This window comes from Streptococcus sp. 20925_1_69, assembly GCF_041432365.1.
Classification (GTDB): Bacteria; Bacillota; Bacilli; order Lactobacillales; family Streptococcaceae; genus Streptococcus.
The window spans coordinates 47,301-71,903 of record NZ_JAPVZL010000004.1 but is presented as its reverse complement, the minus strand read 5'-3'; the positions used below and the strand labels follow the sequence as shown (position 1 = coordinate 71,903).

The 24,603-nt window shown below is 41.3% G+C and carries 22 protein-coding genes and 1 pseudogene; 12 read left to right on the top strand and 11 right to left on the bottom strand.

Translation table 11 applies throughout. The features are described from left to right. Window positions 1-177: 177 nt before the first annotated feature. The 4 genes from O3601_RS03835 (at window position 178) to O3601_RS03820 (ending at window position 6,876) form a co-directional block, all read left to right on the top strand. On the top strand, window positions 178-870 hold the full coding sequence (locus O3601_RS03835; RefSeq protein ID WP_000240129.1) for a phosphoglycerate mutase: 693 nt from the start codon (window positions 178-180) through the stop codon (window positions 868-870). Window positions 871-922: 52 nt separating this feature from the next. Beyond that, window positions 923-3,334: a glycoside hydrolase family 95 protein gene (locus tag O3601_RS03830; protein WP_265529182.1), complete on the top strand. Its 2,412-nt coding sequence runs from the start codon at window positions 923-925 to the stop codon at window positions 3,332-3,334. Window positions 3,335-3,464: 130 nt separating this feature from the next. Continuing rightward, a complete protein-coding gene (locus O3601_RS03825; RefSeq protein ID WP_265529180.1) occupies window positions 3,465-4,166 on the top strand; it encodes an ABC transporter ATP-binding protein in 702 nt (233 codons plus the stop codon). A 1-nt stretch (window position 4,167) separates the two neighbouring features. Next, window positions 4,168-6,876, top strand: a complete 2,709-nt coding sequence (locus O3601_RS03820; RefSeq protein ID WP_371471230.1) for an FtsX-like permease family protein — start codon at window positions 4,168-4,170, stop codon at window positions 6,874-6,876. Between the two features lie 186 nt (window positions 6,877-7,062). Here the strand turns inward: O3601_RS03820 and tpx are convergent, their stop codons facing one another. From tpx to O3601_RS03800, 4 genes are all read right to left on the bottom strand, one after another. Further along, window positions 7,063-7,554, bottom strand: coding sequence for a thiol peroxidase (gene tpx / locus O3601_RS03815; RefSeq protein ID WP_371471228.1), 492 nt, complete (start codon window positions 7,552-7,554; stop codon window positions 7,063-7,065). A 122-nt stretch (window positions 7,555-7,676) separates the two neighbouring features. Beyond that, a complete protein-coding gene (psaA, locus tag O3601_RS03810; protein WP_153193140.1) occupies window positions 7,677-8,606 on the bottom strand; it encodes a metal ABC transporter substrate-binding lipoprotein/adhesin PsaA in 930 nt (309 codons plus the stop codon). 31 nt (window positions 8,607-8,637) lie between these two features. Further along, window positions 8,638-9,486, bottom strand: a complete 849-nt coding sequence (locus O3601_RS03805; protein ID WP_153193142.1) for a metal ABC transporter permease — start codon at window positions 9,484-9,486, stop codon at window positions 8,638-8,640. Then, window positions 9,483-10,205, bottom strand: a complete 723-nt coding sequence (locus tag O3601_RS03800; protein WP_000619145.1) for a metal ABC transporter ATP-binding protein — start codon at window positions 10,203-10,205, stop codon at window positions 9,483-9,485. Before O3601_RS03800 ends, O3601_RS03805 begins: the two co-directional genes overlap by 4 nt. Window positions 10,206-10,381: 176 nt before the next feature. Between O3601_RS03800 and pepO the strand changes: the two genes are divergently transcribed. The 3 genes from pepO (at window position 10,382) to O3601_RS03785 (ending at window position 15,171) form a co-directional block, all read left to right on the top strand. Next, window positions 10,382-12,274 (top strand): endopeptidase PepO, encoded by a 1,893-nt coding sequence (gene pepO, locus O3601_RS03795; protein ID WP_371471226.1) that lies wholly within the window; start codon window positions 10,382-10,384, stop codon window positions 12,272-12,274. A 182-nt stretch (window positions 12,275-12,456) separates the two neighbouring features. After that, window positions 12,457-13,080 (top strand): recombinase family protein, encoded by a 624-nt coding sequence (locus O3601_RS03790; RefSeq protein WP_371471224.1) that lies wholly within the window; start codon window positions 12,457-12,459, stop codon window positions 13,078-13,080. A 420-nt stretch (window positions 13,081-13,500) separates the two neighbouring features. Then, window positions 13,501-15,171: an LPXTG cell wall anchor domain-containing protein gene (locus tag O3601_RS03785; RefSeq protein ID WP_371471222.1), complete on the top strand. Its 1,671-nt coding sequence runs from the start codon at window positions 13,501-13,503 to the stop codon at window positions 15,169-15,171. A gap of 290 nt (window positions 15,172-15,461) precedes the next feature. Here the strand turns inward: O3601_RS03785 and O3601_RS03780 are convergent, their stop codons facing one another. Further along, on the bottom strand, window positions 15,462-16,091 hold the full coding sequence (locus tag O3601_RS03780; protein WP_077804841.1) for an MBL fold metallo-hydrolase: 630 nt from the start codon (window positions 16,089-16,091) through the stop codon (window positions 15,462-15,464). A 123-nt stretch (window positions 16,092-16,214) separates the two neighbouring features. Continuing rightward, on the bottom strand, window positions 16,215-16,442 hold the full coding sequence (locus O3601_RS03775) for a hypothetical protein (protein WP_313970275.1): 228 nt from the start codon (window positions 16,440-16,442) through the stop codon (window positions 16,215-16,217). A gap of 379 nt (window positions 16,443-16,821) precedes the next feature. Here O3601_RS03775 and O3601_RS03770 point away from each other — a divergent pair, with 379 nt between their 5' ends. Continuing rightward, complete coding sequence (locus tag O3601_RS03770; protein WP_261033504.1) at window positions 16,822-19,044, top strand: bifunctional (p)ppGpp synthetase/guanosine-3',5'-bis(diphosphate) 3'-pyrophosphohydrolase; 2,223 nt, start codon at window positions 16,822-16,824, stop codon at window positions 19,042-19,044. Between the two features lie 29 nt (window positions 19,045-19,073). Beyond that, entirely contained in the window at window positions 19,074-19,517 is a 444-nt protein-coding gene (dtd, locus tag O3601_RS03765; protein WP_004255596.1) for a D-aminoacyl-tRNA deacylase, read from the top strand. 38 nt (window positions 19,518-19,555) lie between these two features. On the opposite strand, the gene O3601_RS03760 is transcribed toward dtd, so the two are convergent. The 5 genes and pseudogenes from O3601_RS03760 to O3601_RS03740 form a co-directional block, all read right to left on the bottom strand. Beyond that, the gene (locus tag O3601_RS03760; protein ID WP_371471220.1) at window positions 19,556-19,969 is read right to left on the bottom strand and encodes a hypothetical protein; all 414 of its coding nucleotides are present in this window, start codon (window positions 19,967-19,969) and stop codon (window positions 19,556-19,558) included. Window positions 19,970-19,987: 18 nt separating this feature from the next. Further along, a pseudogene (locus O3601_RS03755) lies at window positions 19,988-20,400 on the bottom strand (hypothetical protein). Between the two features lie 122 nt (window positions 20,401-20,522). After that, window positions 20,523-21,230, bottom strand: a complete 708-nt coding sequence (locus O3601_RS03750; protein ID WP_371471219.1) for a nicotinamide mononucleotide transporter — start codon at window positions 21,228-21,230, stop codon at window positions 20,523-20,525. After that, window positions 21,187-21,369, bottom strand: a complete 183-nt coding sequence (locus O3601_RS03745) for a hypothetical protein (RefSeq protein WP_371471218.1) — start codon at window positions 21,367-21,369, stop codon at window positions 21,187-21,189. The genes O3601_RS03750 and O3601_RS03745 overlap by 44 nt, the downstream gene beginning before the upstream one ends. Then, window positions 21,350-22,000, bottom strand: a complete 651-nt coding sequence (locus tag O3601_RS03740) for a metal-dependent transcriptional regulator (RefSeq protein ID WP_371471216.1) — start codon at window positions 21,998-22,000, stop codon at window positions 21,350-21,352. The genes O3601_RS03745 and O3601_RS03740 overlap by 20 nt, the downstream gene beginning before the upstream one ends. Before the next feature lie 111 nt (window positions 22,001-22,111). Here O3601_RS03740 and O3601_RS03735 point away from each other — a divergent pair, with 111 nt between their 5' ends. The 3 genes from O3601_RS03735 to O3601_RS03725 all read left to right on the top strand — a co-directional run bounded on the left by O3601_RS03735 (window position 22,112) and on the right by O3601_RS03725 (window position 24,555). Continuing rightward, a complete protein-coding gene (locus O3601_RS03735; RefSeq protein WP_371471215.1) occupies window positions 22,112-22,954 on the top strand; it encodes a metallophosphoesterase in 843 nt (280 codons plus the stop codon). A gap of 75 nt (window positions 22,955-23,029) precedes the next feature. Beyond that, entirely contained in the window at window positions 23,030-23,467 is a 438-nt protein-coding gene (locus tag O3601_RS03730; RefSeq protein ID WP_371471214.1) for an Rrf2 family transcriptional regulator, read from the top strand. A 68-nt stretch (window positions 23,468-23,535) separates the two neighbouring features. Further along, a complete protein-coding gene (locus tag O3601_RS03725) occupies window positions 23,536-24,555 on the top strand; it encodes a YdcF family protein (protein ID WP_371471212.1) in 1,020 nt (339 codons plus the stop codon). Window positions 24,556-24,603 lie beyond the last annotated feature (48 nt).

Sequence of the window (24,603 nt, the reverse complement as noted above, 5' to 3'; positions counted from 1 at the left end):
AATTGGGGTGTTTTTTAAAGATTAAATAATGATGATAGAATAGAAACAACCAAAAACAATGTGATTGCCAAACAGTCCTTTCCTTTTGGTTTTGACTAGCTTTTTTGTGAAAAATTGTGTAAAATAGAATAGATAAACGAGGGAAAACCTCGGAAAATTTAAAGGAGAATCCATCTAATGGTAAAATTGGTTTTTGCTCGCCACGGTGAGTCTGAATGGAACAAAGCTAACCTTTTCACTGGTTGGGCTGATGTTGATTTGTCTGAAAAAGGTACACAACAAGCGATTGACGCTGGTAAATTGATCAAAGAAGCTGGTATCGAATTTGACCAAGCTTACACTTCAGTATTGAAACGTGCGATTAAAACAACTAACTTGGCTCTTGAAGCTTCTGACCAATTGTGGGTTCCAGTTGAAAAATCATGGCGTTTGAACGAACGTCACTACGGTGGTTTGACTGGTAAAAACAAAGCTGAAGCTGCTGAACAATTTGGTGATGAACAAGTTCACATCTGGCGTCGTTCATACGATGTATTGCCTCCAAACATGGATCGTGATGATGAGCACTCAGCTCACACTGACCGTCGTTACGCTTCACTTGACGATTCAGTTATCCCAGATGCTGAAAATTTGAAAGTGACTTTGGAACGTGCCCTTCCATTCTGGGAAGATAAAATCGCTCCAGCTCTTAAAGATGGCAAAAACGTATTCGTAGGAGCTCACGGTAACTCAATCCGTGCCCTTGTAAAACACATCAAAGGTTTGTCAGATGACGAAATCATGGACGTGGAAATCCCTAACTTCCCACCATTGGTATTCGAATTCGACGAAAAATTGAACGTAGTTTCTGAATACTACCTTGGAAAATAAAAAAATGTAAGTCTAGAATTGATTTCTAGGCTTTTTATGTTAGTATGGTAGTATGATAAGGAATAAAAAACAAGATTATGTATTGGCCTACAAGCAACCAGCGTCAACAACATATAAGGGTTGGGAAGAAGAGGCCTTACCGATAGGCAATGGTTCTTTAGGAGCAAAAATATTTGGGCTTATAGGGGCTGAGCGGATTCAATTCAATGAAAAAAGTCTCTGGTCTGGAGGTCCACTTCCTGATAGTTCAGATTATCAGGGTGGAAATCTTCAGGACCAGTATGTTTTTTTAGCTGAGATTCGGCAGGCTTTGGAGAAGAGAGACTACAATACTGCTAAGGAACTGGCTGAACAGCACTTAGTCGGGTCCCAAACGAGTCAATATGGGACCTATCTGTCCTTTGGGGATATTCACATTGAGTTCAGTAATCAAGGCAAGACTATGTCTCAGGTGACGAACTATCAGAGACAGCTGAATATTAGTAAGGCACTTGCGACGACTTCTTATGCCTATAAGGGAACGCGATTTGAACGTGAAGCTTTTGCGAGTTTTCCAGATGATCTCTTGATTCAACGTTTTACTAAGGAAGGGTTGGAAACTCTAGATTTTACTATGGAACTGTCCTTGACCCGCGATTTAGCTTCTGATGGAAAGTATGAGCAGGAAAAATCTGATTTCAAGGAGTGTAAGTTGGATATTACTGATTCTCATATCTTGATGAAGGGACGGGTTAAGGATAATGATCTGCGGTTTGCTAGTTATCTAGCTTGGGAAACGGATGGAGATATTAGAGTTTGGTCAGATAAGGTTCAGATATCAGGAGCCAGTTATGCTAATCTCTTCTTGGCGGCTAAGACAGATTTTGCCCAAAATCCTGCTAGCAATTATCGCAAGAAAATAGATTTAGAGCAACAGGTAAAGGACTTGGTGGAGATAGCTAAAGAAAAGGGCTATACCCAATTGAAATCAAGGCATATTGAGGACTACCAAGCTTTATTTCAGCGTGTTCAATTGGATTTGGGAGCTGATGTTGACACATTCACTACAGATGATTTGCTAAAAAATTATAAGCCTCAAGAGGGACAGGCTTTGGAGGAGCTGTTCTTCCAGTATGGGCGGTATTTATTGATTAGCTCTTCTAGAGATTGCCCAGATGCTCTACCAGCTAACTTGCAAGGGGTATGGAATGCGATCGACAATCCTCCTTGGAACTCAGACTATCACTTGAATATCAATCTGCAGATGAATTATTGGCCAGCCTATGTTACTAATCTCCTAGAGACGGCCTTTCCGGTCATCAACTATATCGATGATTTGCGTGTCTATGGTCGCATAGCGGCTACAAGGTATGCAGGAATCGTCTCTCAGGAAGGGGAGGAGAATGGTTGGTTGGTTCATACTCAAGCGACTCCTTTCGGCTGGACGGCACCTGGTTGGGATTACTATTGGGGCTGGTCACCAGCTGCTAATGCGTGGATGATGCAAACGGTTTATGAGGCCTATTCATTTTACAGGGACCAAGACTATCTCAGGGAGAAAATTTATCCCATGTTGAGGGAAACGGTGCGTTTTTGGAATGATTTTTTACATAAGGATCAGCAGGCGCAGCGTTGGGTATCTTCTCCGTCTTATTCTCCAGAACATGGTCCGATTTCGATTGGCAATACCTATGACCAATCTCTGATTTGGCAGTTATTTCATGATTTTATTCAGGCTGCTCAGGAATTGGGACTGGATGAGGACTTGTTGACTGAGGTCAAGGAGAAGTTTGACTTGCTTAATCCTCTTCAAATCACTCAATTTGGTCGAATCAGGGAGTGGTATGAGGAGGAAGAGCAGTATTTTCAAAATGAGAAAGTGGAGGCCCAGCATCGGCACGCTTCCCATCTAGTGGGACTCTATCCTGGAACTCTCTTTAGCTATAAGGGACAAGAGTATCTTGATGCGGCGCGTGCTAGCCTCAATGATCGTGGAGATGGGGGTACAGGTTGGTCCAAGGCTAATAAGATAAATCTTTGGGCGCGTCTAGGAGATGGCAATCGAGCCCATAAATTATTAGCAGAGCAGTTAAAGACATCCACCTTGCCCAATCTTTGGTGCACCCATCCTCCTTTTCAGATAGATGGTAATTTTGGTGCTACTAGTGGCATGGCGGAAATGTTGATCCAGTCTCATACAGCTTATCTGGTACCTCTAGCCGCCCTACCCGATGCATGGTCAACAGGTTCTGTTTCAGGCTTAATGGCACGTGGACATTTTGAAGTTAGCATGAGGTGGGAGGATAAAAAACTCTTACAGATGACCATTTTATCAAGGAGTGGAGGAGATTTGCGAGTTTCTTATCCAGGTATTGAAAAAAGTGTGATTGAAGTGAATCAAGAAAAAGCAAAAGTGAAATGCATAGAGAAAGATTGTATTTCGGTGGCAACAGCAGAAGGTGATCTGGTTCAATTTTATTTTTAAGAAGATGATAAAAGGCAGTGGTTTGATACTGTCTTTTAATAAGGATTTGAGAATGTAAGCAGTTTCCAACTAGTTGAAAAAGCGTTATAATGGTAGTAGGAAGTAATTTGTTTGAGAGAGGGTGGGTCTGATGGCTTATATTGAGATGAAACACTGTTACAAGCGTTATCAGGTTGGGGACACGGAGATTGTGGCCAATCGTGATGTGAATTTTGAGATTGAAAAGGGTGAATTGGTTATTATTCTAGGTGCATCTGGTGCAGGCAAGTCAACGGTTCTTAACCTTCTTGGGGGAATGGATACCAATGACGAGGGGGAAATCTGGATTGATGGTGCCAATATTGCAGACTACAATTCCCACCAGAGAACCAATTACCGCCGCAATGATGTCGGTTTTGTTTTTCAGTTTTATAATCTAGTTTCCAATCTAACTGCTAAGGAAAATGTGGAGTTGGCTTCAGAAATCGTGACAGATGCCTTGAATCCTGAACAGGTCTTGACAGATGTAGGTCTGGCTCATCGTCTCAATAATTTCCCAGCCCAGCTTTCTGGAGGGGAGCAACAGCGAGCCTCCATTGCACGCGCGGTAGCCAAAAATCCTAAAATCCTCCTTTGTGATGAACCGACTGGAGCCTTGGATTATCAGACGGGCAAGCAGGTTTTGAAAATTCTCCAAGATATGTCTCGTCAAAAGGGAGCGACGGTGATCATCGTGACTCACAATGGAGCTTTGGCGCCCATTGCTGATCGCGTGATTCATATGCACGATGCCAGTGTCAAGGATGTGGTGATCAACCAGTTTCCTCAGGATATCGACAGTTTGGAGTACTAGCATGATCAAGCGAAAAACTTATTGGAAGGACTTAATTCAGTCCTTCACAGGCTCCAAGGGACGTTTTTTATCTATCTTGACCTTGATGATGTTGGGCTCTCTAGCCCTAGTAGGTCTCAAAGTGACTAGCCCCAACATGGAGTCGACAGCTAATGCTTATTTAACAACTGCTCAAACCCTGGATTTGGCAGTTATGTCTAATTATGGTTTAGATCAAACAGATCAAGAAGAACTAGAACAGATAGAGGGCGCAGAGGTTGAGTTTGGCTATTTGACAGATGTGACTATGGAGAATGGGCAGGATGCCATTAGGCTGTACTCCAAACCAGAGCGAATTTCAACCTTTCAGCTAAGAGAGGGACGACTTCCTCAGTCAGATAAGGAAATCGCTTTGGCCACTCATTTGCAAGGCCAATACAGCGTGGGACAGGAGGTTAGTTTTAAAGAAAAAGAAGAGGGTCATTCCTCTTTAAAAGACCATACTTATACCATTACTGGTTTTGTAGATTCAGCTGAAATCCTCTCCCAGCGTGATATGGGCTACGCAGGAAGTGGAAGTGGGACTCTGACAGCCTATGGGGTGATTTTACCTAGTCAGTTTGATCAGAAAGTCTACAATATAGCTCGTTTGAAATATCAAGATTTAGCAGGCTTAAATGCTTTTTCAGTAGCTTATGAAGAAAAATCCAAGCAACATCAGGAAGACCTTGAACAAGCTTTGTCAGATAATGGCAAGGCACGTCTGCAACTCTTGAAAAAAGAAGGACAAGAGTCTCTAGACAAAGGTCAAGAGACCCTTGACAAGGCTGAGACTAATTTGCAGGAAGGCAAACGTCGTTTAGCAGCTGCTCAAGATCGTATACAGGCTCAAGAAAGTCAACTAGCCTTGCTTCCTCAAGCACAGAGAGAGCAGGCCAGTACTCAACTTACCCAAGCCAAGCAGGAATTGAGTAAGGAAGAGGACAGACTAAAGCAGGCTGAACAAAATCTAGCCCAGGAAAAGGAAAAATTAGAAAAACATCAGCAAGCCTTGGATGATTTGGCGGAACCAAGGTATCAGGTCTATAATCGTCAGACCATGCCTGGCGGTCAAGGCTACCTCATGTACAGTAATGCTTCAGCCAGTATTCGGGCAGTGGGCAATATCTTTCCTGTAGTGCTTTATGCCGTAGCAGCTATGGTGACCTTTACAACCATGACTCGCTTTGTGGATGAAGAGCGAACACATGCAGGTATTTTTAAGGCCTTGGGTTATCGTAGCAAGGATATTATTGCCAAGTTTCTCCTTTATGGTCTAGTAGCTGGGACTGTCGGAACAGCTCTAGGTAGCATACTTGGACATTATTTACTAGCCGGTGTGATTTCAAGTGTCATTACAAAAGACATGGTGGTGGGAGAAACCCAGATTCAGTTCTATTGGACCTATAGCTTACTAGCTCTTGGTCTGAGTTGGTTGGCGAGTGTCTTACCAGCCTATCTGGTGGCTCGGAGGGAACTTCATGATGAAGCAGCCCAGCTTTTACTGCCTAAACCACCTGTTAAAGGAGCCAAAATCTTACTAGAGCGCATCGGTTTTATCTGGCGTCGTCTCAGTTTTACTCATAAGGTAACAGCCCGCAATATCTTCCGTTATAAGCAGCGGATGTTGATGACGATTTTTGGTGTGGCAGGTTCTGTAGCTCTGCTCTTTGCAGGTTTGGGAATACAATCCTCTGTGGCAGGGGTTCCGTCTAGACAGTTTCAACAAATTCAACAGTATCAGATGATTGTCTCTGAAAATCCTAGTGCGACCAATCAGGACAAGGCAGAGCTAGAAGAAGTATTGAAAGGGAAGGATATCCAAGTCTACCAGAAAATTTATTCTAAGACGCTAGACAAGGATTTCAAAGGTAAGACTGGTCTTCAAACTATTACTCTTATGATGACAGATAAGGAAGATTTGACACCCTTTATCCATCTTCAAAATCACCAGCAGGAGCTGACATTAAAAGATGGCGTCGTTATTACAGCTAAACTCGCCCAGCTGGCAGGTGCCAAGGTTGGGGAGAGCCTAGAAATTGAAGGTAAGGAATTAAAGGTCGCCGCTATTACTGAGAACTACGTTGGTCACTTTATTTATATGAGTCAGGCTAGCTATGAGCAAATTTACGGACAGGTGCCCCAAGCCAACACTTATCTGGTCTCGCTAAGGGATACCAGTGCGTCTAGTATCGAAAGGCAGGCAGGCTTGCTTATGAATCAATCTGCGGTGTCCAGTGTTGTCCAGAATGCTTCAGCCATTCGCCTCTTTGACTCGGTCGCCAGCTCACTCAATCAGACCATGACTATCTTAGTTATCGTGTCGGTTCTATTGGCTATTGTTATCCTTTACAATCTGACCAATATCAATGTGGCTGAGAGAATCCGTGAACTCTCCACTATCAAGGTTCTCGGTTTTCATAGTAATGAAGTCACCCTCTACATTTACCGTGAGACGATTGTGCTATCCCTTGTGGGAATCGTTCTTGGTCTGGTAACTGGTTTCTATTTACACCAGTTTTTGATTCAAATGATTTCACCAGCGACTATTCTCTTTTATCCGCAGGTAGGCTGGGAAGTCTATGTAATTCCAGTGACGGCAGTAAGCATCATTTTGACCTTGCTTGGCTTCTTCGTCAATCGTCATCTGAGAAAGGTTGATATGCTTGAAGCCTTGAAATCTGTAGAGTAATACTCTTCGAAAATCTTTTCAAACCAGGTTAGTTTCCATCTACAACCTCAAAGCAGTGTCTTGAGTAACCTGTGGCTAGATTCCAGTATAAGGTAGTTGTTTTTATCAGATTGGACTTGTATTTACTCGTAAACAAAAATCCTCCGTTTCAAAGAGTAGGGAACTCTTTGTGACAGAGGATTTTTTCTATAGGGCCTTAGCAGCTGCAATTGCGGCTTCGAAGTTTGGTTCAGAGTTGATATTGTCCACGTATTCAACGTAGCGAATAGTATTGTCAGTATCGAGGACAAAGACTGCGCGTGCCAATAGGTGCCACTCACTGATTAAGAGGGCGTAGTTACGTCCAAAGGAATGGTCGAAATAGTCTGAGAGCATGATGGCATTTTCAATACCTTCAGCACCACACCAACGTTTTTGAGCAAAAGGGAGGTCCATTGAAACAGTCAAGACAACCGTATTATCCAGTCCAGCCAGTTCTTCATTAAAACGACGTGTTTGAGTTGAGCAGATACCTGTATCGATAGAAGGCACGACACTCAAGACTTTTTTCTTGCCATCAAAATCAGCCAGAGATTTTTTAGAAAGGTCTGTTGTAGTGAGTGAAAAATCAAGTGCCTTGTCGCCGATTTGTAGTTGTTTACCTGTAAAGCTCACAGGATTTCCGAGGAAAGTTACCATAAGATACTCCAATCTTTTTTCTTCCATTTTAGCTAAAACAGTCGGAATTTTCCAATGATTTGACCGGAAATATGGGTATAGAAAAAACGCCATCTCACGTGAGAATGACGTTTTTCAGAGGCTTATTTTGCCAATCCTTCAGCAATCTTGTCAAGGTTGTATTTCATCATGTTGTAGTAGCTGTCGCCTTCTTTACCTTGTTCTGCGATAGAGTCAGTAAAGATTTGTGCGTAGATTGGGATGTTTGTGTCTTGTGAAACAGTCTTCATTGGACGGTCATCCACACTTGATTCTACAAAGAGTGAAGGAGTTTTTGTTTGGCGAAGTTTTTCAACCAAGGTCTTGATTTGGTCAGGTGTTCCTTCTTCTTCAGTGTTGATTTCCCAGATATAGGCACTTGGGACACCGTAGGCTTTAGAGAAGTATTTGAAGCATCCTTCGCTGGTTACGATCAATTTCTTCTCAGCAGGGATGTTGTCGAATTTAGCTTTAGCTTCTTTGTCAAGTTTGTCTAACTTATCAGTATATTCTTTGAGATTTTTTTCGTAAAATTCTTTGTTGCTAGGGTCTTTAGCGCTCAATTGTTTTGCGATATTTTTAGCAAAGATCATACCGTTTTCAAGGTTAAGCCAAGCGTGTGGGTCTTCTTTACCTTTTTCGTTTTGGCCTTCAAGGTAGATAACATCAACGCCTTCGCTGACTGCAAAGTAGTCTTTGTTTTCAGTTTTCTTAGCATTTTCTACCAATTTTGTAAACCAAGCATTGCCACCTGTTTCAAGGTTGATACCGTTATAGAAAATGAGGTCTGCCTCAGAAGTTTTCTTGACGTCTTCAGGTAGTGGCTCGTATTCGTGTGGGTCTTGACCAACAGGAACGATACTGTGAAGATCAATCTTATCACCAGCAATATTTTTAGTAATATCAGCGATGATTGAGTTTGTAGCAACAACTTTTAGTTTTTGACCAGAAGCTGCATCTTTTTTTCCGCTAGCACATGCTACAAGAGCAATGACGGAAAGAAAGAGAACGAGTAATGTACCTAATTTTTTCATTAGATCCTCCAATTTATTGGGGCTTTGCCCCTTATTTTAACAAATGTTTATTTTTCAGTTTCAAATATCGTTGTTTTGGAGCGATAAAGAAGCTAATGAGAAAGAAACTAGCGGCTGTAAGCACGATACTAGAACCTGCCGCAACGTTAAAACTATAGCCGATAAAGAGCCCCAAAACTGAAGCTATCGCTCCAAAGGTTGAGGAAAGGAAAATCATGCTTTTCAGGCTATTAGCATAAAGATAAGCAGTTGCAGCTGGGGTAATCAGCATGGCTACAATCAGGATAGTTCCGACACTTTGCATGGCTGTCACAGACACGAGAGTCAAGAGTACCATGAGAAGGTAGTGATAGAAATTGACAGGCATTCCCATGGCTTTGGCCAAGAGTTCATCAAAGGAAGTTATCAAGAGTTGCTTGAAGAAAATCCAGATTAACAAGAGAATGGCTGCCCCCACACCTATAGTAATAAACATATCCGTATCTTGGACGGCCAGGATATTACCAAAAAGGATATGGAAAAGGTCAGTTGAACTTTTAGCGACACTAATCAAGATGATACCGAGGGCTAAGAAAGAAGAAAAGGTAATGCCGATGGCGGTATCGCTTTTGATAATCGAGTTCCCCTTGATGTAGGTAATGATGATGGCAGCTAGCAATCCAAAGACAATGGCTCCGATAAAGAAGTCAACGCCCAAGATGAAGGAGAGGGCTACACCTGGCAAGACAGCATGTGAAATGGCATCTCCCATGAGTGACATCCCGCGTAGAATGATGAAACATCCCACAGCTCCAGCTACGATCCCGATGACAATAGCTGTTATCAAGGCATTCTGTAAGAAATGGAATTTTTGCAATCCATCGATAAATTCTGTAATCATAGGTCACCTCCATTGAAAAAGAGTCGATTACCGTAAGCTTCTTTGAGATTGGCTTCGGTAAAGGTTTCTTTGGTTGGACCAAAGGCAATCACTTCTCGATTGACAAGCAAGACTTGATCGAAGTAGTGGGCAACCTTGCTGAGGTCGTGGTGGACGATGAGAACCGTCTTCCCAGCTTTTTTCAAATCTCTCAGCGTATTCATGATGATTTCCTCACTGACAGAGTCAATCCCAACAAAGGGTTCATCCAAGAGGATATAGTCGGCTTCCTGTACCAAACATCTGGCAATCAAGACCCGCTGGAATTGACCTCCAGACAGTTGACTGATTTGCCGTTCAGCATAGTCAGCTAGACCGACGATTTCAAGGGCTTCTTGCACTTTCTTCCAATGTTTAGCCTTTAAACTTCGAAAGAGAGGGATAGAGGGAAAGAGTCCTAACGAGACACATTCCTTGACCTTGATGGGAAAGTTGTAGTCGATATTGATTTTTTGTTCGACATAGGCGATTCGATGTAAGGATTTTTTAACTTCCTTGTCATCGAGAAATGCCTGACCTTGATGTGGGATAATGCCCAGCATACCTTTTAATAATGTTGATTTTCCAGCACCGTTTGGGCCAATGATACCTGTAATTGTCGGTCCATGGAGCACTAGTGAAATATCCTTAAGTGCCAACGTTTCTTTGTAGGAGACACTGAGGTTTTCGATACGTATCATAAACTTATATTCCTCCTGTCTCTTAATATACATTAAAAAAAAAATTAAGTCAAGTTAATTTTTAAAAAAATTAAAATAATAACTGAAAAATGATGGAAACATCCATTCATTTTTAATTGCATTCCCAAGCAATTTTTGTTAAGCTAAAAACAAGTACAAATGAAAGCGAGAACAAGATGACACGTTATCAAGACGATTTTTATGATGCTATCAATGGAGAATGGCAGAAAACAGCTGAAATCCCAGCAGATAAGTCTCAAACAGGAGGTTTTGTTGATTTAGACCAGGAAATTGAAGACCTGATGCTGGCGACAACAGACAAGTGGTTGGCAGGAGAAGAGGTGCCTGAGGATGCTATCTTGGCAAACTTTGTCAAATACCACCGCCTAGTTCGTGATTTTGACAAGAGAGAAGCTGACGGTATCACACCTGTTTTGCCTCTTCTTAAAGAATTCCAAGAATTGGAGACTTTTGCAGATTTCACTGCCAAACTAGCAGAGTTTGAACTTGCAGGAAAACCTAACTTCCTTCCTTTTGGTGTATCGCCAGACTTTATGGATGCCAGAATCAACGTTTTATGGGCTAGTGCTCCAAGCACGATCCTGCCAGATACGACCTACTATGCTGAAGATCATCCTCAGCGCGAAGAGCTCTTGACTCTTTGGAAAGAAAGCAGCGCCAATCTTCTCAAGGCTTATGATTTCTCTGATGAAGAAATTGAAGACTTGCTAGAGAAAAGACTAGAATTGGACCGCCGAGTTGCAGCAGTGGTGCTCTCTAATGAAGAAAGTTCAGAGTATGCTAAACTCTACCACCCATATTCGTATGAAGATTTCAAGAAATTTGCGCCTGCCCTACCTTTGGATGACTTTTTCCAAGCCGTTCTTGGACAAATACCAGACAAGGTTATTGTAGACGAGGAACGCTTCTGGCAAGTAGCAGATCAATTCTATAGTGAAGAGGCTTGGCCTCTCCTCAAGGCAACCTTGATTTTGAGTGTTGTCAATCTCTCAACCAGCTATTTAACAGAAGAAATCCGTGTCCTATCAGGGGCCTATAGCCGTGCGCTTTCAGGAGTTCCAGAAGCCAAAGACAAGGTCAAGGCGGCTTATCAACTAGCACAAGGTCCATTCAAACAATCCTTGGGTCTCTGGTATGCCCATGAAAAATTCTCTCCAGAGGCTAAGGCGGACGTGGAGAAAAAAGTGGCAACTATGATTGATGTCTATAAGGAGCGCTTGGCTAAAAATGACTGGCTGACTCCTGAAACTCGTGACAAGGCCATCGTCAAACTCAATGTTATCAAGCCTTATATTGGTTACCCAGAAGAATTACCAGCACGCTACAAAGACAAGGTAGTGGATGAGACTGCTAGTCTTTTTGACAATGCTCTAGCCTTTGCGCGTGTGGAAATCAAGCACAGTTGGAGTAAGTGGAACCAGCCTGTAGACTACAAGGAATGGGGTATGCCTGCTCATATGGTCAATGCCTACTACAATCCACAGAAGAACCTAATTGTCTTCCCAGCGGCTATTTTACAAGCACCTTTCTATGATTTGCATCAGTCATCTTCTGCTAACTACGGGGGTATCGGGGCGGTTATTGCCCATGAAATTTCTCACGCCTTTGATACCAACGGAGCTTCCTTCGATGAAAATGGTAGCCTCAAGGATTGGTGGACAGAGAATGACTATGCTGCCTTTAAGGAGAAAACACAAAAAGTTATTGACCAGTTTGATGGACAAGATTCTTATGGTGCAACCATCAATGGTAAATTGACTGTGTCAGAAAACGTGGCTGACTTGGGAGGAATCGCTGCAGCGCTTGAAGCAGCTAAGAGAGAACCAGACTTCTCAGCAGAAGAATTCTTCTACAACTTCGGTCGCATCTGGCGCATGAAAGGTCGTCCAGAATTTATGAAACTTTTGGCTAGCGTCGATGTGCACGCACCAGCCAAACTCCGTGTCAATGTGCAAGTACCAAACTTCGATGATTTCTTTACAACCTATGATGTCAAAGAAGGAGACGGTATGTGGCGTTCGCCAGAAGAGCGCGTGATTATTTGGTAATGTAAAGAAGCAAGTAAAACTCCTATCATTATACCTTCCCTATCTATGTACACCCTAAAAAGTTAGATAGAACAATCTAGCTTTTGGGGTGTAGTTCATAGGGATTATGAAATTGAAGTCTTTTCTTATTTTAAAATTCATAGTAAAATATCCCTCTGTATCAAGATAACAGGAGGATTTTTATGTCTCAAAAGACTATCAACATAGGCTACGCCCGTGTATCTACTCATAAGCAAGACCTAGGATTGAAAGTGCAAATCGAAGCTCTCAAACATTGCGATAAACTTTTTATAGAAAAGGAATCTGGTGCAAATAACACTCGTCCTGAACTCACAAAAGCCTTAAAACTGGCTTCTGACTTTTCGAAAGATGGCAAGCAGGTTACTTTCACTATCTATAAGTTAGATAGACTGACTCGATCTATGTTTAAGCTGCTAGAACTTATTGAACTATTTAATGAATCTCATATTCAGCTAGTCAGTTTGCATGAAAAACTAGAAACAGATTCTCTTATCGGCAGGTTACTTTGCATCATTTTAGGCTTTGTGGCAGAAAATGAGCTGGAAAATCTGAGGTTTCGCACAAAAGAGGGACTTCGAAAAGCTAAGGAAAATGGTGTTAGATTAGGAGCAAAACGGATTTCAAAAGAAAAGGAGGAGCGAATACTTAACAAATATCTACATTCAAATATAAGCATACGTAATATTGCAAAAACTGAACAAATTTCTACATCAACCCTATATAAAGTGTTAGAACGTAATAAAGTGGCGAACAATCGTCAAAAAAAAACGGAAAATCATTGCTAAAAACAGGGAAAAATGGTAGAATGAAGCTGTAAATTTGTTTCGATTAACGACCGTTTGATGAAACATTCAAAATAACAATGTGAATATTTTAGAAAATGCGAATTTAACAAGGTTTTGAACCCGTGTTGGATTGGCATTTTTTGTGTATCGTCTAACGGTCGTTACGCGATACACTTAGTTCCCTATCTCTAAAGGAGATAGCTAGCTTTTGGTAACAAAAAATTTAAAAATTATTAAGATATGTAATAGCTGTATTGTTCAGTTAATGGATGAAGGTTCATTTAAGGCTTCTATCAAGGACATTAAATGTTTAGATAATGAGTTGGCTCAAAATTTTGCTTTTGTGGTCTTGAAAGGAAGTTGATTTTGTTATTTTATAAGCCTAAAAAGGCAATTTTATATTCCTGAGGAGGAAAAATTATGAATAAACTCACTAAACTAGGTATTGTTACCTTTTCTGCTGTCACTCTTAGTGCTGTAGTGCCAACTTTGGTGCATGCCGAGGAAAACGTTGCACCGCAGCCAAATGTTGCTGTTAAACCTAATACTGCTCAACCAACACCTGCGCCAAAACCAGCAGAAAATCCTCAACCAGAGATTAAACCTACAGAGCAACCACAGCCTACTCAGCCAGTAAAACCAGTTGAGAACAAGCCGGTTGATAATAAACCTGCTGAAACACCCGTTCCAACTCCAAAATCAGCAGAAAACCCTCAACCAGAAGTTAAACCAGCAGAGCAACTACAACCTGCTAATCCAGCAAAACCAGAAGTGAAACCTGCAGAGCAACCGCAGGAAAATAACAGAAAACCAGTGAGAAGATGGCCTCTACGTGACGGAAGCGTTCATGAACACCCTGTTGTTACCTACGCTGATATTGTAGCACCACTTCCTATCAGTGATATGAAGGAAACTTTCAGTGGAATATGGACTGCTGAAAAAGATTTTATCAATAACAAACCAAGATTAGCTTACTTTATAGGTGGCGGGAATAGGTGGATCGAAGAAAATGGGAGGGAATTTTCTCGTGAAGAAATGTTGAAAAGCCATATGTATATGTATCCGATTCGAGTGAAAATTCCAGAATTGGAAGGTAGAAACTATGAAGCGTATACAATTTATACAGGTATTTTTGATGGAAAAACAGGACATGTTGAACTAAACAAAAACACTAACATCACAGGTCAAGGTTACATGGTTTTCCGCACTAAAAAAGAAGACAATGACGTGGAAGTCTATCAATTTTCAAAAAATAGGCAGTTAACACCACTTTATCACCGTTATCAGCTAAATGAGAGAGGAAGAAGCGAGGGAGATTTTGGTTTATACGCAGAAGTTTATCAAACTTACGTTTTCTTATTTAAGAACCACACCGAAAAACCAGCCGAGAAGCCAAGTGAAAATCCTGTAAATCCAGTTACACCAGTTGCTCCAATAACACCGACAACTCCCGTAACGCCTACGCTTAATCCAGCCATCCCAAACAATACTCGTGTTCTTTCGAGCGAAGCTGGAAGCGTTCAAGTATATGGTTCAGAAGCAACACTCAAAAATGTCAGATATATCAGGGTAGAAGAAACCAAGCCGACTTCACTTGAATCAAAAGACTACAAGGCCTTTGACATTCATCTATATGACGCGAATGGTAAAGCTATCCAGCCAAATGGCATGGTTCTAGTAAGTCTTTCTGCTGATAAGCCAGTTGAAAATGTTTACTATGTTGCTCCAGACGGTACCTTACAGGCATTGAAGTTCAAACAAGATACAGATAAGGTTACTTTTGAAACCAATCACTTCAGTATCTATGCTATGACTTTCAAAGTTGCCGCAAGCCGTGATAACGGAGGTACTACAACTCCTGTTTCAGTTGTAAATAGTAGTAATACTCCAATAACCACAGAACAAAAAGGAAATGACGTAAATAGTACAAAAACTCAAGCTGAGCCGTTAGCAACTAAGACTGAAACTATTTCGAAACAAGTAGCTAAGACTTTGCCAAATACTGGAGAAAATAACTCAATTCTCGTCACCCTATTTGGAATGTTAACTCTAACTGCTGGATTATTTAGCTTTCGTAAGGAGTCAGAATAACTCCAATTCATAGTTTATCTATCAATTATTTTAGACTGTGAAAAAATCAATTTGAGGAGATAATTTAGAAAATCTTTTCATGATAAAACGCATAATATCAAACTTTCTACACTTGATATTATGCGTTTTTTATAATTCTAAAATAGTATAAATATAGTGAGATGAAATAAAATCTGAATAAATCGATTGGAAAATTGAAATCAATTTCTAATAATGATTTAGAAGTTACGGCGTACTATTATAGTTTCAATCTATTATAAATTGCGATATTTATTATCATCAAAATCTTACTAGAAAAAGGGATTGAAAGTTTTTTCGTGAGCGATAGTAGTAGCTGGACCATGCCCTGGATAGACGTCGTAGTTTGGTAGGGTGAAAAGTTGGGTTTTGATACTATGGAGGAGTTGTTCCATGCTACCAGTCGGAAGATCCGTCCGTCCAATAGTTTCTCGGAATAGTGCATCTCCTGTTAAGACTAGGTGAGCATCAGGAAAGACTAGGGAAACACCACCGATAGAGTGACCTGGTGTTGGTAAGGCGGTGAAACGAAACTCCTCCAGTTGGTATTCTTCGTGAAAGACAAAAGTGTGTTCAGCAGGTTTTGCGACCACATCTGCCATATCATCGTGGCGAGGGAGACCAGAGAGATTATCGACAGGAGTGTAGAGCCAGCTGGCTTCGCTCTCTGCGATATAGACAGGAGGATTGCCAAAAGTTTCGCGAACCAAGTCCAGACTCATGATATGGTCATAATGGGCGTGGGTTAATAGAATGGCACAGATCGGTTTGTTGATCTTCTCAATTGTCTGACGAATGGCTTCCCAATGGCTACCAGGATCGACAACGATGAGGTGCTTTTCGCCTTCTAGGTAATAGGTGTTTTCATAGGCAACAGGATTCACGGTTTTATGGATTTTCATACTAGCTCCAATCTCAAAGAATGTACTAAATTAAGTATAGCACAGTTGGGAAGAATAAGTAAGGATTTAAAATGAACTTAAAAACCAGCATGACTGGATGAAGACAGGCTGGTTATCAATTTATCAATATTGGAGAGGTGTCAATTGCCCTTCATAGGTTGCATAAACTCCGTCATTAGCTTGTTTGATAGATGTGATGTTTAGAGTGCCACCGTAGTTGGCTTCTCGTTTATCGCTATATTCACTATAAGTTATCCTATTGGGCAGGTTCTGGTCGTTAGCATAGTATTGAACGACTGTTTTTTTATAGCTTTGTTGGCTGAATAGGAACAGGCAACTAACTCCTAACACTAGGAGAGCAAAGATAGAAATAGCAGTTTTTTTCATAGGTGTTCTCCTTATAAACTAAAGGATAAAAGAAAGTATCTTGAGGATTTTAATTCCAAAATCCAGTCAAGGTACCAGTGTATGTGACACGAGTTCCACCGTTTATCTTTCGTATATTCAATGGAATTGGGGAAGTCAGAAAGTCTTTCGGTTACAATATGGTTTCCGTTCTTCTATCTCTCCTTCTATCACCTAAGTTTAAAATCTAACTTCGTAATATATTATAGACCAATAATTCAGAATTATCAAGCAATTCTGAATTATTTTTTTCTTATTCTGTTCCAATCTAGTTTTCATATTCTTAAAAAAGTGATAAAATGGTAGGAAGAATTGGAGAGTAGAGATGCCGAAAGAAGTGAATTTAACAGGCGAAGAAGTTGTCGCTTTAACCAAAGAATATTTAACGGAAGAGGATGTCCATTTTGTCCATAAGGCCTTGGTCTATGCGGTGGAATGCCATAGTGGTCAATATCGCAAATCAGGCGAACCTTATATCATTCATCCTATCCAAGTGGCAGGTATTTTAGCCAAACTCAAGCTGGATGCTGTAACGGTAGCTTGTGGTTTCTTGCATGATGTGGTGGAAGATACTGATGCGACCTTGGACGATTTGGAAAGAGAGTTTGGACCTGATGTGCGCGTGATTGTCGATGGAGTTACCAAGCTCGGTAAGGTCAAGTACAAGTCTCACGAAGAGCAGTTGGCTGAAAACCACCGCAAGATGCTCATGGCCATGTCTGAGGACATCCGTGTTATCTTGGTCAAACTGTCTGACCGCTTGCATAATATGCGGACCCTGAAACATCTTCGAAAAGACAAGCAGGAGCGTATTTCCAAAGAAACTATGGAGATCTATGCACCTCTTGCTCACCGTCTGGGGATTTCTAGCGTTAAATGGGAATTGGAAGACCTGTCTTTCCGTTATCTAAATCCAACGGAGTTTTATAAGATTACCCATATGATGAAGGAAAAGCGCAGAGAGCGTGAAGCCTTGGTGGATGAGGTAGTCACAAAATTAGAGGAATATACGACGGATCATCACTTGAGAGGGAAGATTTATGGTCGTCCCAAGCATATTTACTCTATTTTCCGCAAAATGCAGGATAAGAGAAAACGGTTTGAGGAAATCTATGACCTGATTGCTATTCGCTGTATTTTAGATACCCAAAGTGATGTTTATGCCATGTTGGGTTATGTGCATGAACTTTGGAAACCCATGCCTGGTCGCTTTAAAGACTATATCGCTAATCGCAAGGCCAATGGTTACCAGTCTATCCATACGACTGTTTATGGACCAAAAGGTCCGATTGAATTCCAGATTCGAACTAAAGCCATGCACGAGGTGGCTGAGTACGGGGTTGCGGCTCACTGGGCTTATAAGAAAGGCGTTAAGGGGCAGGTCAACAGCAAGGAGTCTGCTATTGGGATGAACTGGATCAAGGAGATGATGGAGCTCCAAGATCAGGCTGATGATGCTAAGGAATTTGTGGACTCTGTTAAGGAAAACTACCTGGCTGAGGAGATTTACGTCTTTACTCCAGATGGAGCTGTTCGTTCCCTTCCAAAAGATTCAGGACCGATTGACTTTGCCTATGAAATCCATACAAAAGTCGGAGAAAAAGCAACTGGTGCTAAGGTCAATGGTCGTATGGTTCCGCTGACAACCAAGCTCAAGACAGGGGATCAGGTTGAAATTGTCACCAACCCCAACTCCTTTGGGCCGAGCCGTGACTGGCTCAACATGGTCAAGACCAGCAAGGCGCGCAACAAGATTCGTCAGTTCTTTAAAAACCAAGATAAGGAATTATCTGTCAACAAGGGCCGTGAGATGCTGATGGCCCAGTTCCAAGAAAATGGCTATGTGGCCAATAAATTCATGGACAAGCGCCACATGGACCAAGTTCTGCAAAAGACTAGCTATAAAACAGAAGAATCTCTCTTTGCGGCCATTGGTTTTGGCGAAATCGGTGCTATTACTGTCTTTAATCGCCTGACTGAAAAGGAACGCCGTGAGGAAGAACGTGCCAAGGCCAAGGCTGAGGCAGAGGAGCTTGTCAAAGGTGGCGAAGTCAAAGTTGAAAATAAAGAAACCCTCAAGGTCAAGCATGAGGGTGGTGTAGTCATTGAAGGTGCTTCTGGACTCCTTGTGCGGATTGCCAAGTGTTGTAATCCCGTGCCTGGAGACGATATTGTCGGTTACATTACCAAGGGGCGTGGTGTGGCTATTCACCGTGTGGACTGTATGAATCTGCGTGCCCAAGAAAACTACGAGCAACGTCTCCTTGATGTGGAGTGGGAAGACCAGTACTCTAGCTCAAATAAGGAGTATATGGCCCATATCGATATTTACGGCCTCAACCGTACAGGACTGTTGAACGATGTACTGCAAGTTCTATCAAACACAACCAAGAATATCTCAACGGTCAACGCCCAACCAACCAAGGATATGAAATTTGCTAATATCCATGTGTCCTTCGGCATTGCTAACCTCTCGACGCTGACTACGGTCGTGGACAAGATTAAGAGTGTGCCAGAAGTTTACTCTGTCAAACGGACCAACGGTTAATTGTCCTAGCTCTTACTAGAAAGGCTATTATGAAAATCATTATCCAACGGGTTACAAAAGCCCAAGTGAGCATTGAAGGTCAGGTTCAGGGAAAAATCAATCAGGGACTCTTATTGCTGGTTGGTGTTGGACCAGAGGACCAAGAGGAAGATTTGGACTATGCCGTGAGAAAGCTTGTCAATATGCGGATTTTTTCAGACGCAGAAGGCAAGATGAACCTGTCTGTCAAAGATATTGAAGGAGAAATCCTCTCTATTTCTCAGTTTACCCTCTTTGCGGATACTAAGAAAGGCAATCGTCCAGCCTTTACAGGTGCAGCCAAGCCTGATATGGCATCAGACTTCTATGATGCATTCAATCAAAAATTAGCGCAAGAAGTGCCCGTTCAGACAGGCATCTTTGGAGCGGATATGCAGGTTGAGTTGGTCAATGACGGACCAGTCACCATTATCCTTGATACTAAAAATAGATAAGAAAGACCAAGCCCAGCCGGCTTGGTTTTTCTTATCTATCATAAAATACTCCAAAATGAAATGGGTTCGTGATAGGCCTTGGGGAAATCTTGTTTCAGGCTTTGGCAAGTGCGATAGGAAGGGATGATGTGTCCTAGGATGAGGAGAGTTCCCTGAAGGAAAAGTGGCACACCACTCAAACATATCAAGGAGAGAATGATCAGGCTATCCCATAGGAGAATCTGCAAGGAAAAACGCCAGAATCTAGGTCTAATCTGGGAATAGAGTTGACTAAAGTAGTCACAAAGCTGGTTGGACAGATAGGTCAATAGCACAGGATGAAAGAAAATGAGCCAACCACTGTAAATCAAAATCCAATCCCAAGTAAGCCCCTCTTTAAATGTCAAAAATGCCAGCATGATTCCATCAATGACAAGAAGTTGAATGGTTTTGATGTAGATAATTTTTTTCATGCTAAAACCTCCTTTTCCCTAGAGACACTCCCACAAAGAGATATGTTTGTCGTAAAAGTCTGGATAGTTTTCTCTTAGGTAGTCAGCCGTCATATAATATAAAGTAGAATGACAAGCAGTGATGAATGGCATAAGAGCGGAAAATCGCTGAGAACTAACGAAGGCTAAGAGCACAAAAAATAGAAAATCAATGGAGAAAACCCCTAAATAGTAGAAGCGAATCTTTTTATTGATTTGAGGATAAATCTCAGCGAATTGATGTTTGAGTCGGACAACCAAGCGAAATAACAGGAGTCCTTGAGTAAGGAGGAAAATAAAACCAGATAGCAAGAGCCACCCCAAGATGTATCGGGTCTTTTGCTGAAAAATGCGAATAGTAGCAAATCGATAACTGCAATTGCTGTAAAATGGATTCTATAGAGTTTTTTCATGACAAGACCTCCCTCTTTTATCTAGCTTCATTCTACTCCAAAAGAATGGGAGTTACAAGTAAAATGATAAAAAATTTTAGTAAGGAGATTCTATTAGATTTCTTTATTTGAGTTTCCTTCTATTATTTTACTTCTTCATCATTCCATACAAATAAAGCTCCGATTGCATTGAGGATATAAAAGATGTATTTTCCGATATTGGCAAAGTTTCCTTGAATGCCAGCCTTTGTCAGCTGAACGAAATTGTAAATCAACCAAAAACCCCACTGAGTTGTTAGTTTCAATGCGTTCAAAGCATTGGCAATGAGGGATAGTGCAAAGGCAATAGTTGTCACGTAGGCAAGGAGATTCATCTTTCCTCCATAGCCGATATAGTTGGTCGCAAAGGCAAAGAGGAAGGCGATGATGGAAATGATGATGGCCGCCAATTTTAGCTGTTTTTGGCTCATTTGGTTGGGTCTGCCTTCTTGCGAAGCTTCCCATTTCTTAATAGCAAAGCTATAAATGAGGAAGGTGACGGGATAGGTGATAATAGCCGCCTTATTTCCAAGGATATAATCAATGGTGCCAGACAAAATGGTATTGACAATACCAAAGTAATTTCCCCATTTGCTTAATTTTCCCGTGAAACGAGTGGACAACATGGAAATCCCAACGTTGGTTACGGAAATCAATCCAAAGGGAACAAGAGCTGTCCATGGTCCCCAGTCTACGAATTTGTCGAGACGGGAGTTGAGGTAACCAGATGCAATCGCAATCCCAACGACCAAAGCAACCCCGAAGAGGTCAAACCATTTGGATGTCGCAAAAATTTTTAGTGATTTTTTCATAGTTTAAACTATCTTTCTTGTTTTTTACAAACATTCTACAACTAAATAAAAGCAAAATCAAATGATAGAAATAAAACCCTGAAAATAAAACTTTCAGGGTTGGTATGGTACTTGAGAAATTAGTCGATTTTTTCGACATAGAGTTGTTGTGCAATGTCCATACTTACTTGTAAATCCTCGTCGTTACTAAGGATAGTGAAGGTATTGCTGAAGCCATCAAACTGCTTGACTTGGAGCGGATCACCGATGCGAAGTGAGTGCTTGTCCAGATAATGGAGAATGTCAAAACTATCATGCACCCGAGTCAGGCGATAGGCGCCAGCTTCCTTGATATCAGCTAGTGGTAGGTTATTGATTTCAACTAGGAGTTCTCCCTTGACAGGAATGGTTCCTCCGTGGGGGCAGGTTTTTGGGAAACCTAGCAGTTTATCCAGTCTTTCCACGAACAGGTCAGAGACAGTATGTTCCAATACCTCAGCTTCCTCGTGAATCTGGTCACTCGTATAGTCTAAATGATGAACTAGAAAAACTTCAATCAAGCGGTGTTTACGGTAGAGTTCAGAGACCAGTTTAAGTCCAAGGTCAGTCAGTAGATAGCCACATTCCTTGTCCTTGAGGATGAGATTTTCACTCTTCATCCGTTTAATCATTTCAGTTACGGCAGGGGGAGAGACTTGCATACGAGCTGCAATTTCCTTGTTGGTAATCTTATGCAAATCTATGCCAATTTCATAAATACATTTTAGATAATCTTCTTTATTCGGGGTCATTCGTTTCCTCTTGTCTAATATCTCTATCTAGTATATCAAAAAAAGCTAGATTTCTCTAGCTGTGACTTTTTATGTTATACTTATTGCAAGAGAAAAAACGAGGAGATGGATATGACGAAAATAGCTCTTCTTTCAGATATTCATGGAAATACCACCGCCTTGGAGGCTGTTTTGGCAGATGCTCGGCAGCTAGGAGTGGATGAATACTGGCTTTTGGGAGATATTCTCATGCCAGGGACAGGACGTAGAAGGATTTTGGACTTGTTGGCTCAACTACCGATTACGGCTAGAGTTTTGGGAAACTGGGAAGACAGTCTTTGGTATGGTGTCCGTAAGGAATTGGATAGTACTCGTCCCAGTCAACGCTATCTCTTGCGCCAGTGTCAGTATGTTTTAGAGGAAATTTCCCTAGAAGAAATTGAACTGCTCCACAATCAACCACTCCAGATTCATCGTCAGTTTGGTGATTTGACGGTAGGAATTAGCCATCATCTGCCTGATAAGAACTGGGGGAGAGAGTTGATTCATACTGGAGCGCAAGAGGATTTTGACCGCTTGGTGACCAATCCGCCTTGTGATATTGCTGTTTATGGTCATATTCACCAGCAGTTGCTTCGTTACGGGACTGGTGGGCAATTAATTGTCAATCCAGGTTCGATTGGGCAACCTTTCTTTCTAGATGCCCAGTTGCGGAAGGATTTGCGGGCCCAGTATATGATTTTAGAGTTTGATGACAAGGGCTTGGTAGATATGGACTTCCGACGGGTAGATTACGATGTAGCAGCTGAATTGCAGTTGGCTAAAGACCTCAAACTTCCCTATTTTGAGGTTTACTATGAAAGTCTGGTCAATGGTATCCACCATACTCATCATCAGGAATTTCTGAGAGAATTGGCCCAGAAAGAGGGATATGATAGGGAGTTAGATGTCTGGTTGAAAAGTGGTAACGATTGACATTACAACTTAAAAGGGTATAATAATAGAAAAAGAAGAGTAGAGGCAGGCTAGCCTCGTAAAAAGGAGAAGAGGATGCAAATTCCAAGTAGATTTACCATTGCGACTCATATGCTGATAATTATCGCCCTCGAGGGAAAGGAAAGCAAGGTGACCAGTGATTTTCTGGCTGCTAGTGTTGGGGTCAATCCTGTTATTATCAGAAAAACCTTGTCCCAGTTGAAGAAGGCAGGGCTGATTTCAGTAGCGCGTGGAACAGGGGGAACAGAGATTGTTAAGGATCTCAAAGACATCAGTCTATTAGATGTTTATCAAGCGGTTGAGTGTCTTGGTAAGACTGGTCAACTCTTTAGTTTCCATGACAATCCGAATCCAAATTGCCCAGTTGGAGCTCATATTCATGATGTTTTGGATCAAAAATTGGAGAGAATTCAGCTGGCTATGGAGGCTGAACTTGGTCAGACTAGTCTAGAACAAGTCGTGGCCGATGCAGAGAGTCAGATGAAGGAGTAAGAGGGATAGATGCCCTCTTTTTCTCTTTAGATAATTATGATAAAATGTAGTTATTAAAGGAGGAAGAAATGTATCTCGTTATAGGAATTGTATTAGCCTTTATAGTGTCATTTTGGAAGGATAATAGAAGTTTGTGGAATCCAGTATTATTTTTATTATCTCTCATTTCCAGTTATTTTTATCTAGGCTACCTTTTTTATCAAAATGGGTATGAGAAGATTCATTTCGCTTTTTTTATATTTCCCTTTATTTTACTTCCTTTTTTGCTTTTTCTGAGTGGTATCTTTTTAATCTATAATGGGGTCATTTTGTTGAAGCGAGAGGGACGTTCAAAGGCCAATTATCTCTCCATGCTCCTTGGAATAGTCATTTTGGTATTTTTTGCCTTGATGTTATTTCGCTTAGGATATAGCGGTGATTTTTTTGTCAATAACCATCTGCTCAATATTCTATTTGTATTTATCATTTATTCTTACTTTATTTTTGGTTTTGCATTTGCAGGTTTTATGTTGTACTCTATCTTGTATCTCTTTATTCCTAAGAAGAAGCATTATGATTTTATTATCATTCACGGTGCAGGTTTGTTAGGTGGAGAAAAGGTAACACCTCTGCTGAAACGGAGGATCGATAAGGCAGTAGAAGCTTACCACAAGTCTAAGAATCCTCATATCAAAATCATAGCCAGCGGTGCACAAGGGGCGGACGAAAAGATTTCTGAGGCACAGGCGATTGTTAACTATTTACTAGAAGAAACAGATGTGCCAAGAGAAGCAATCGTCCTAGAGGATAAGTCAACTACTACCTACGAAAACCTCCTGTATTCTAAAGAACTTGGCGAGAAATTGGTAGCTAAACCTCAATTTCTCTTTGTAACAAATGATTATCATGTCTTTAGAACTAGTAACTATGCTCGTAAGCTAAAAATGAAAGGTGATGGTCTAGGTTGTCGGACAGCGGGCTACTACATACCATCTGCTTTTATTCGGGAGTACGTAGCGCTCTGTGTCAAAATGAAATGGCTCTTCCTTGCCTTTTATGTTCCGATATTAGCTATCATTTTGCTAGCCTATAAAGGGGTTATTTGGTAGTTAGATTTTATTAAAAAAGACTTAGAATGCACATGAAAGTATGTATTC

What these genes read in the sequence shown, in the direction of transcription:
- O3601_RS03835 (WP_000240129.1), top strand. Translation starts at nt 178, where the DNA reads ATGGTAAAATTGGTTTTTGCTCGCCACGGTGAGTCTGAATGGAACAAA.
- O3601_RS03830 (WP_265529182.1), top strand. Translation starts at nt 923, where the DNA reads ATGATAAGGAATAAAAAACAAGATTATGTATTGGCCTACAAGCAACCA.
- O3601_RS03825 (WP_265529180.1), top strand. Translation starts at nt 3,465, where the DNA reads ATGGCTTATATTGAGATGAAACACTGTTACAAGCGTTATCAGGTTGGG.
- O3601_RS03820 (WP_371471230.1), top strand. Translation starts at nt 4,168, where the DNA reads ATGATCAAGCGAAAAACTTATTGGAAGGACTTAATTCAGTCCTTCACA.
- tpx (WP_371471228.1), bottom strand. Translation starts at nt 7,554, where the DNA reads ATGGTAACTTTCCTCGGAAATCCTGTGAGCTTTACAGGTAAACAACTA.
- psaA (WP_153193140.1), bottom strand. Translation starts at nt 8,606, where the DNA reads ATGAAAAAATTAGGTACATTACTCGTTCTCTTTCTTTCCGTCATTGCT.
- O3601_RS03805 (WP_153193142.1), bottom strand. Translation starts at nt 9,486, where the DNA reads ATGATTACAGAATTTATCGATGGATTGCAAAAATTCCATTTCTTACAG.
- O3601_RS03800 (WP_000619145.1), bottom strand. Translation starts at nt 10,205, where the DNA reads ATGATACGTATCGAAAACCTCAGTGTCTCCTACAAAGAAACGTTGGCA.
- pepO (WP_371471226.1), top strand. Translation starts at nt 10,382, where the DNA reads ATGACACGTTATCAAGACGATTTTTATGATGCTATCAATGGAGAATGG.
- O3601_RS03790 (WP_371471224.1), top strand. Translation starts at nt 12,457, where the DNA reads ATGTCTCAAAAGACTATCAACATAGGCTACGCCCGTGTATCTACTCAT.
- O3601_RS03785 (WP_371471222.1), top strand. Translation starts at nt 13,501, where the DNA reads ATGAATAAACTCACTAAACTAGGTATTGTTACCTTTTCTGCTGTCACT.
- O3601_RS03780 (WP_077804841.1), bottom strand. Translation starts at nt 16,091, where the DNA reads ATGAAAATCCATAAAACCGTGAATCCTGTTGCCTATGAAAACACCTAT.
- O3601_RS03770 (WP_261033504.1), top strand. Translation starts at nt 16,822, where the DNA reads ATGCCGAAAGAAGTGAATTTAACAGGCGAAGAAGTTGTCGCTTTAACC.
- dtd (WP_004255596.1), top strand. Translation starts at nt 19,074, where the DNA reads ATGAAAATCATTATCCAACGGGTTACAAAAGCCCAAGTGAGCATTGAA.
- O3601_RS03760 (WP_371471220.1), bottom strand. Translation starts at nt 19,969, where the DNA reads ATGAAAAAAATTATCTACATCAAAACCATTCAACTTCTTGTCATTGAT.
- O3601_RS03750 (WP_371471219.1), bottom strand. Translation starts at nt 21,230, where the DNA reads ATGAAAAAATCACTAAAAATTTTTGCGACATCCAAATGGTTTGACCTC.
- O3601_RS03745 (WP_371471218.1), bottom strand. Translation starts at nt 21,369, where the DNA reads ATGTCGAAAAAATCGACTAATTTCTCAAGTACCATACCAACCCTGAAA.
- O3601_RS03740 (WP_371471216.1), bottom strand. Translation starts at nt 22,000, where the DNA reads ATGACCCCGAATAAAGAAGATTATCTAAAATGTATTTATGAAATTGGC.
- O3601_RS03735 (WP_371471215.1), top strand. Translation starts at nt 22,112, where the DNA reads ATGACGAAAATAGCTCTTCTTTCAGATATTCATGGAAATACCACCGCC.
- O3601_RS03730 (WP_371471214.1), top strand. Translation starts at nt 23,030, where the DNA reads ATGCAAATTCCAAGTAGATTTACCATTGCGACTCATATGCTGATAATT.
- O3601_RS03725 (WP_371471212.1), top strand. Translation starts at nt 23,536, where the DNA reads ATGTATCTCGTTATAGGAATTGTATTAGCCTTTATAGTGTCATTTTGG.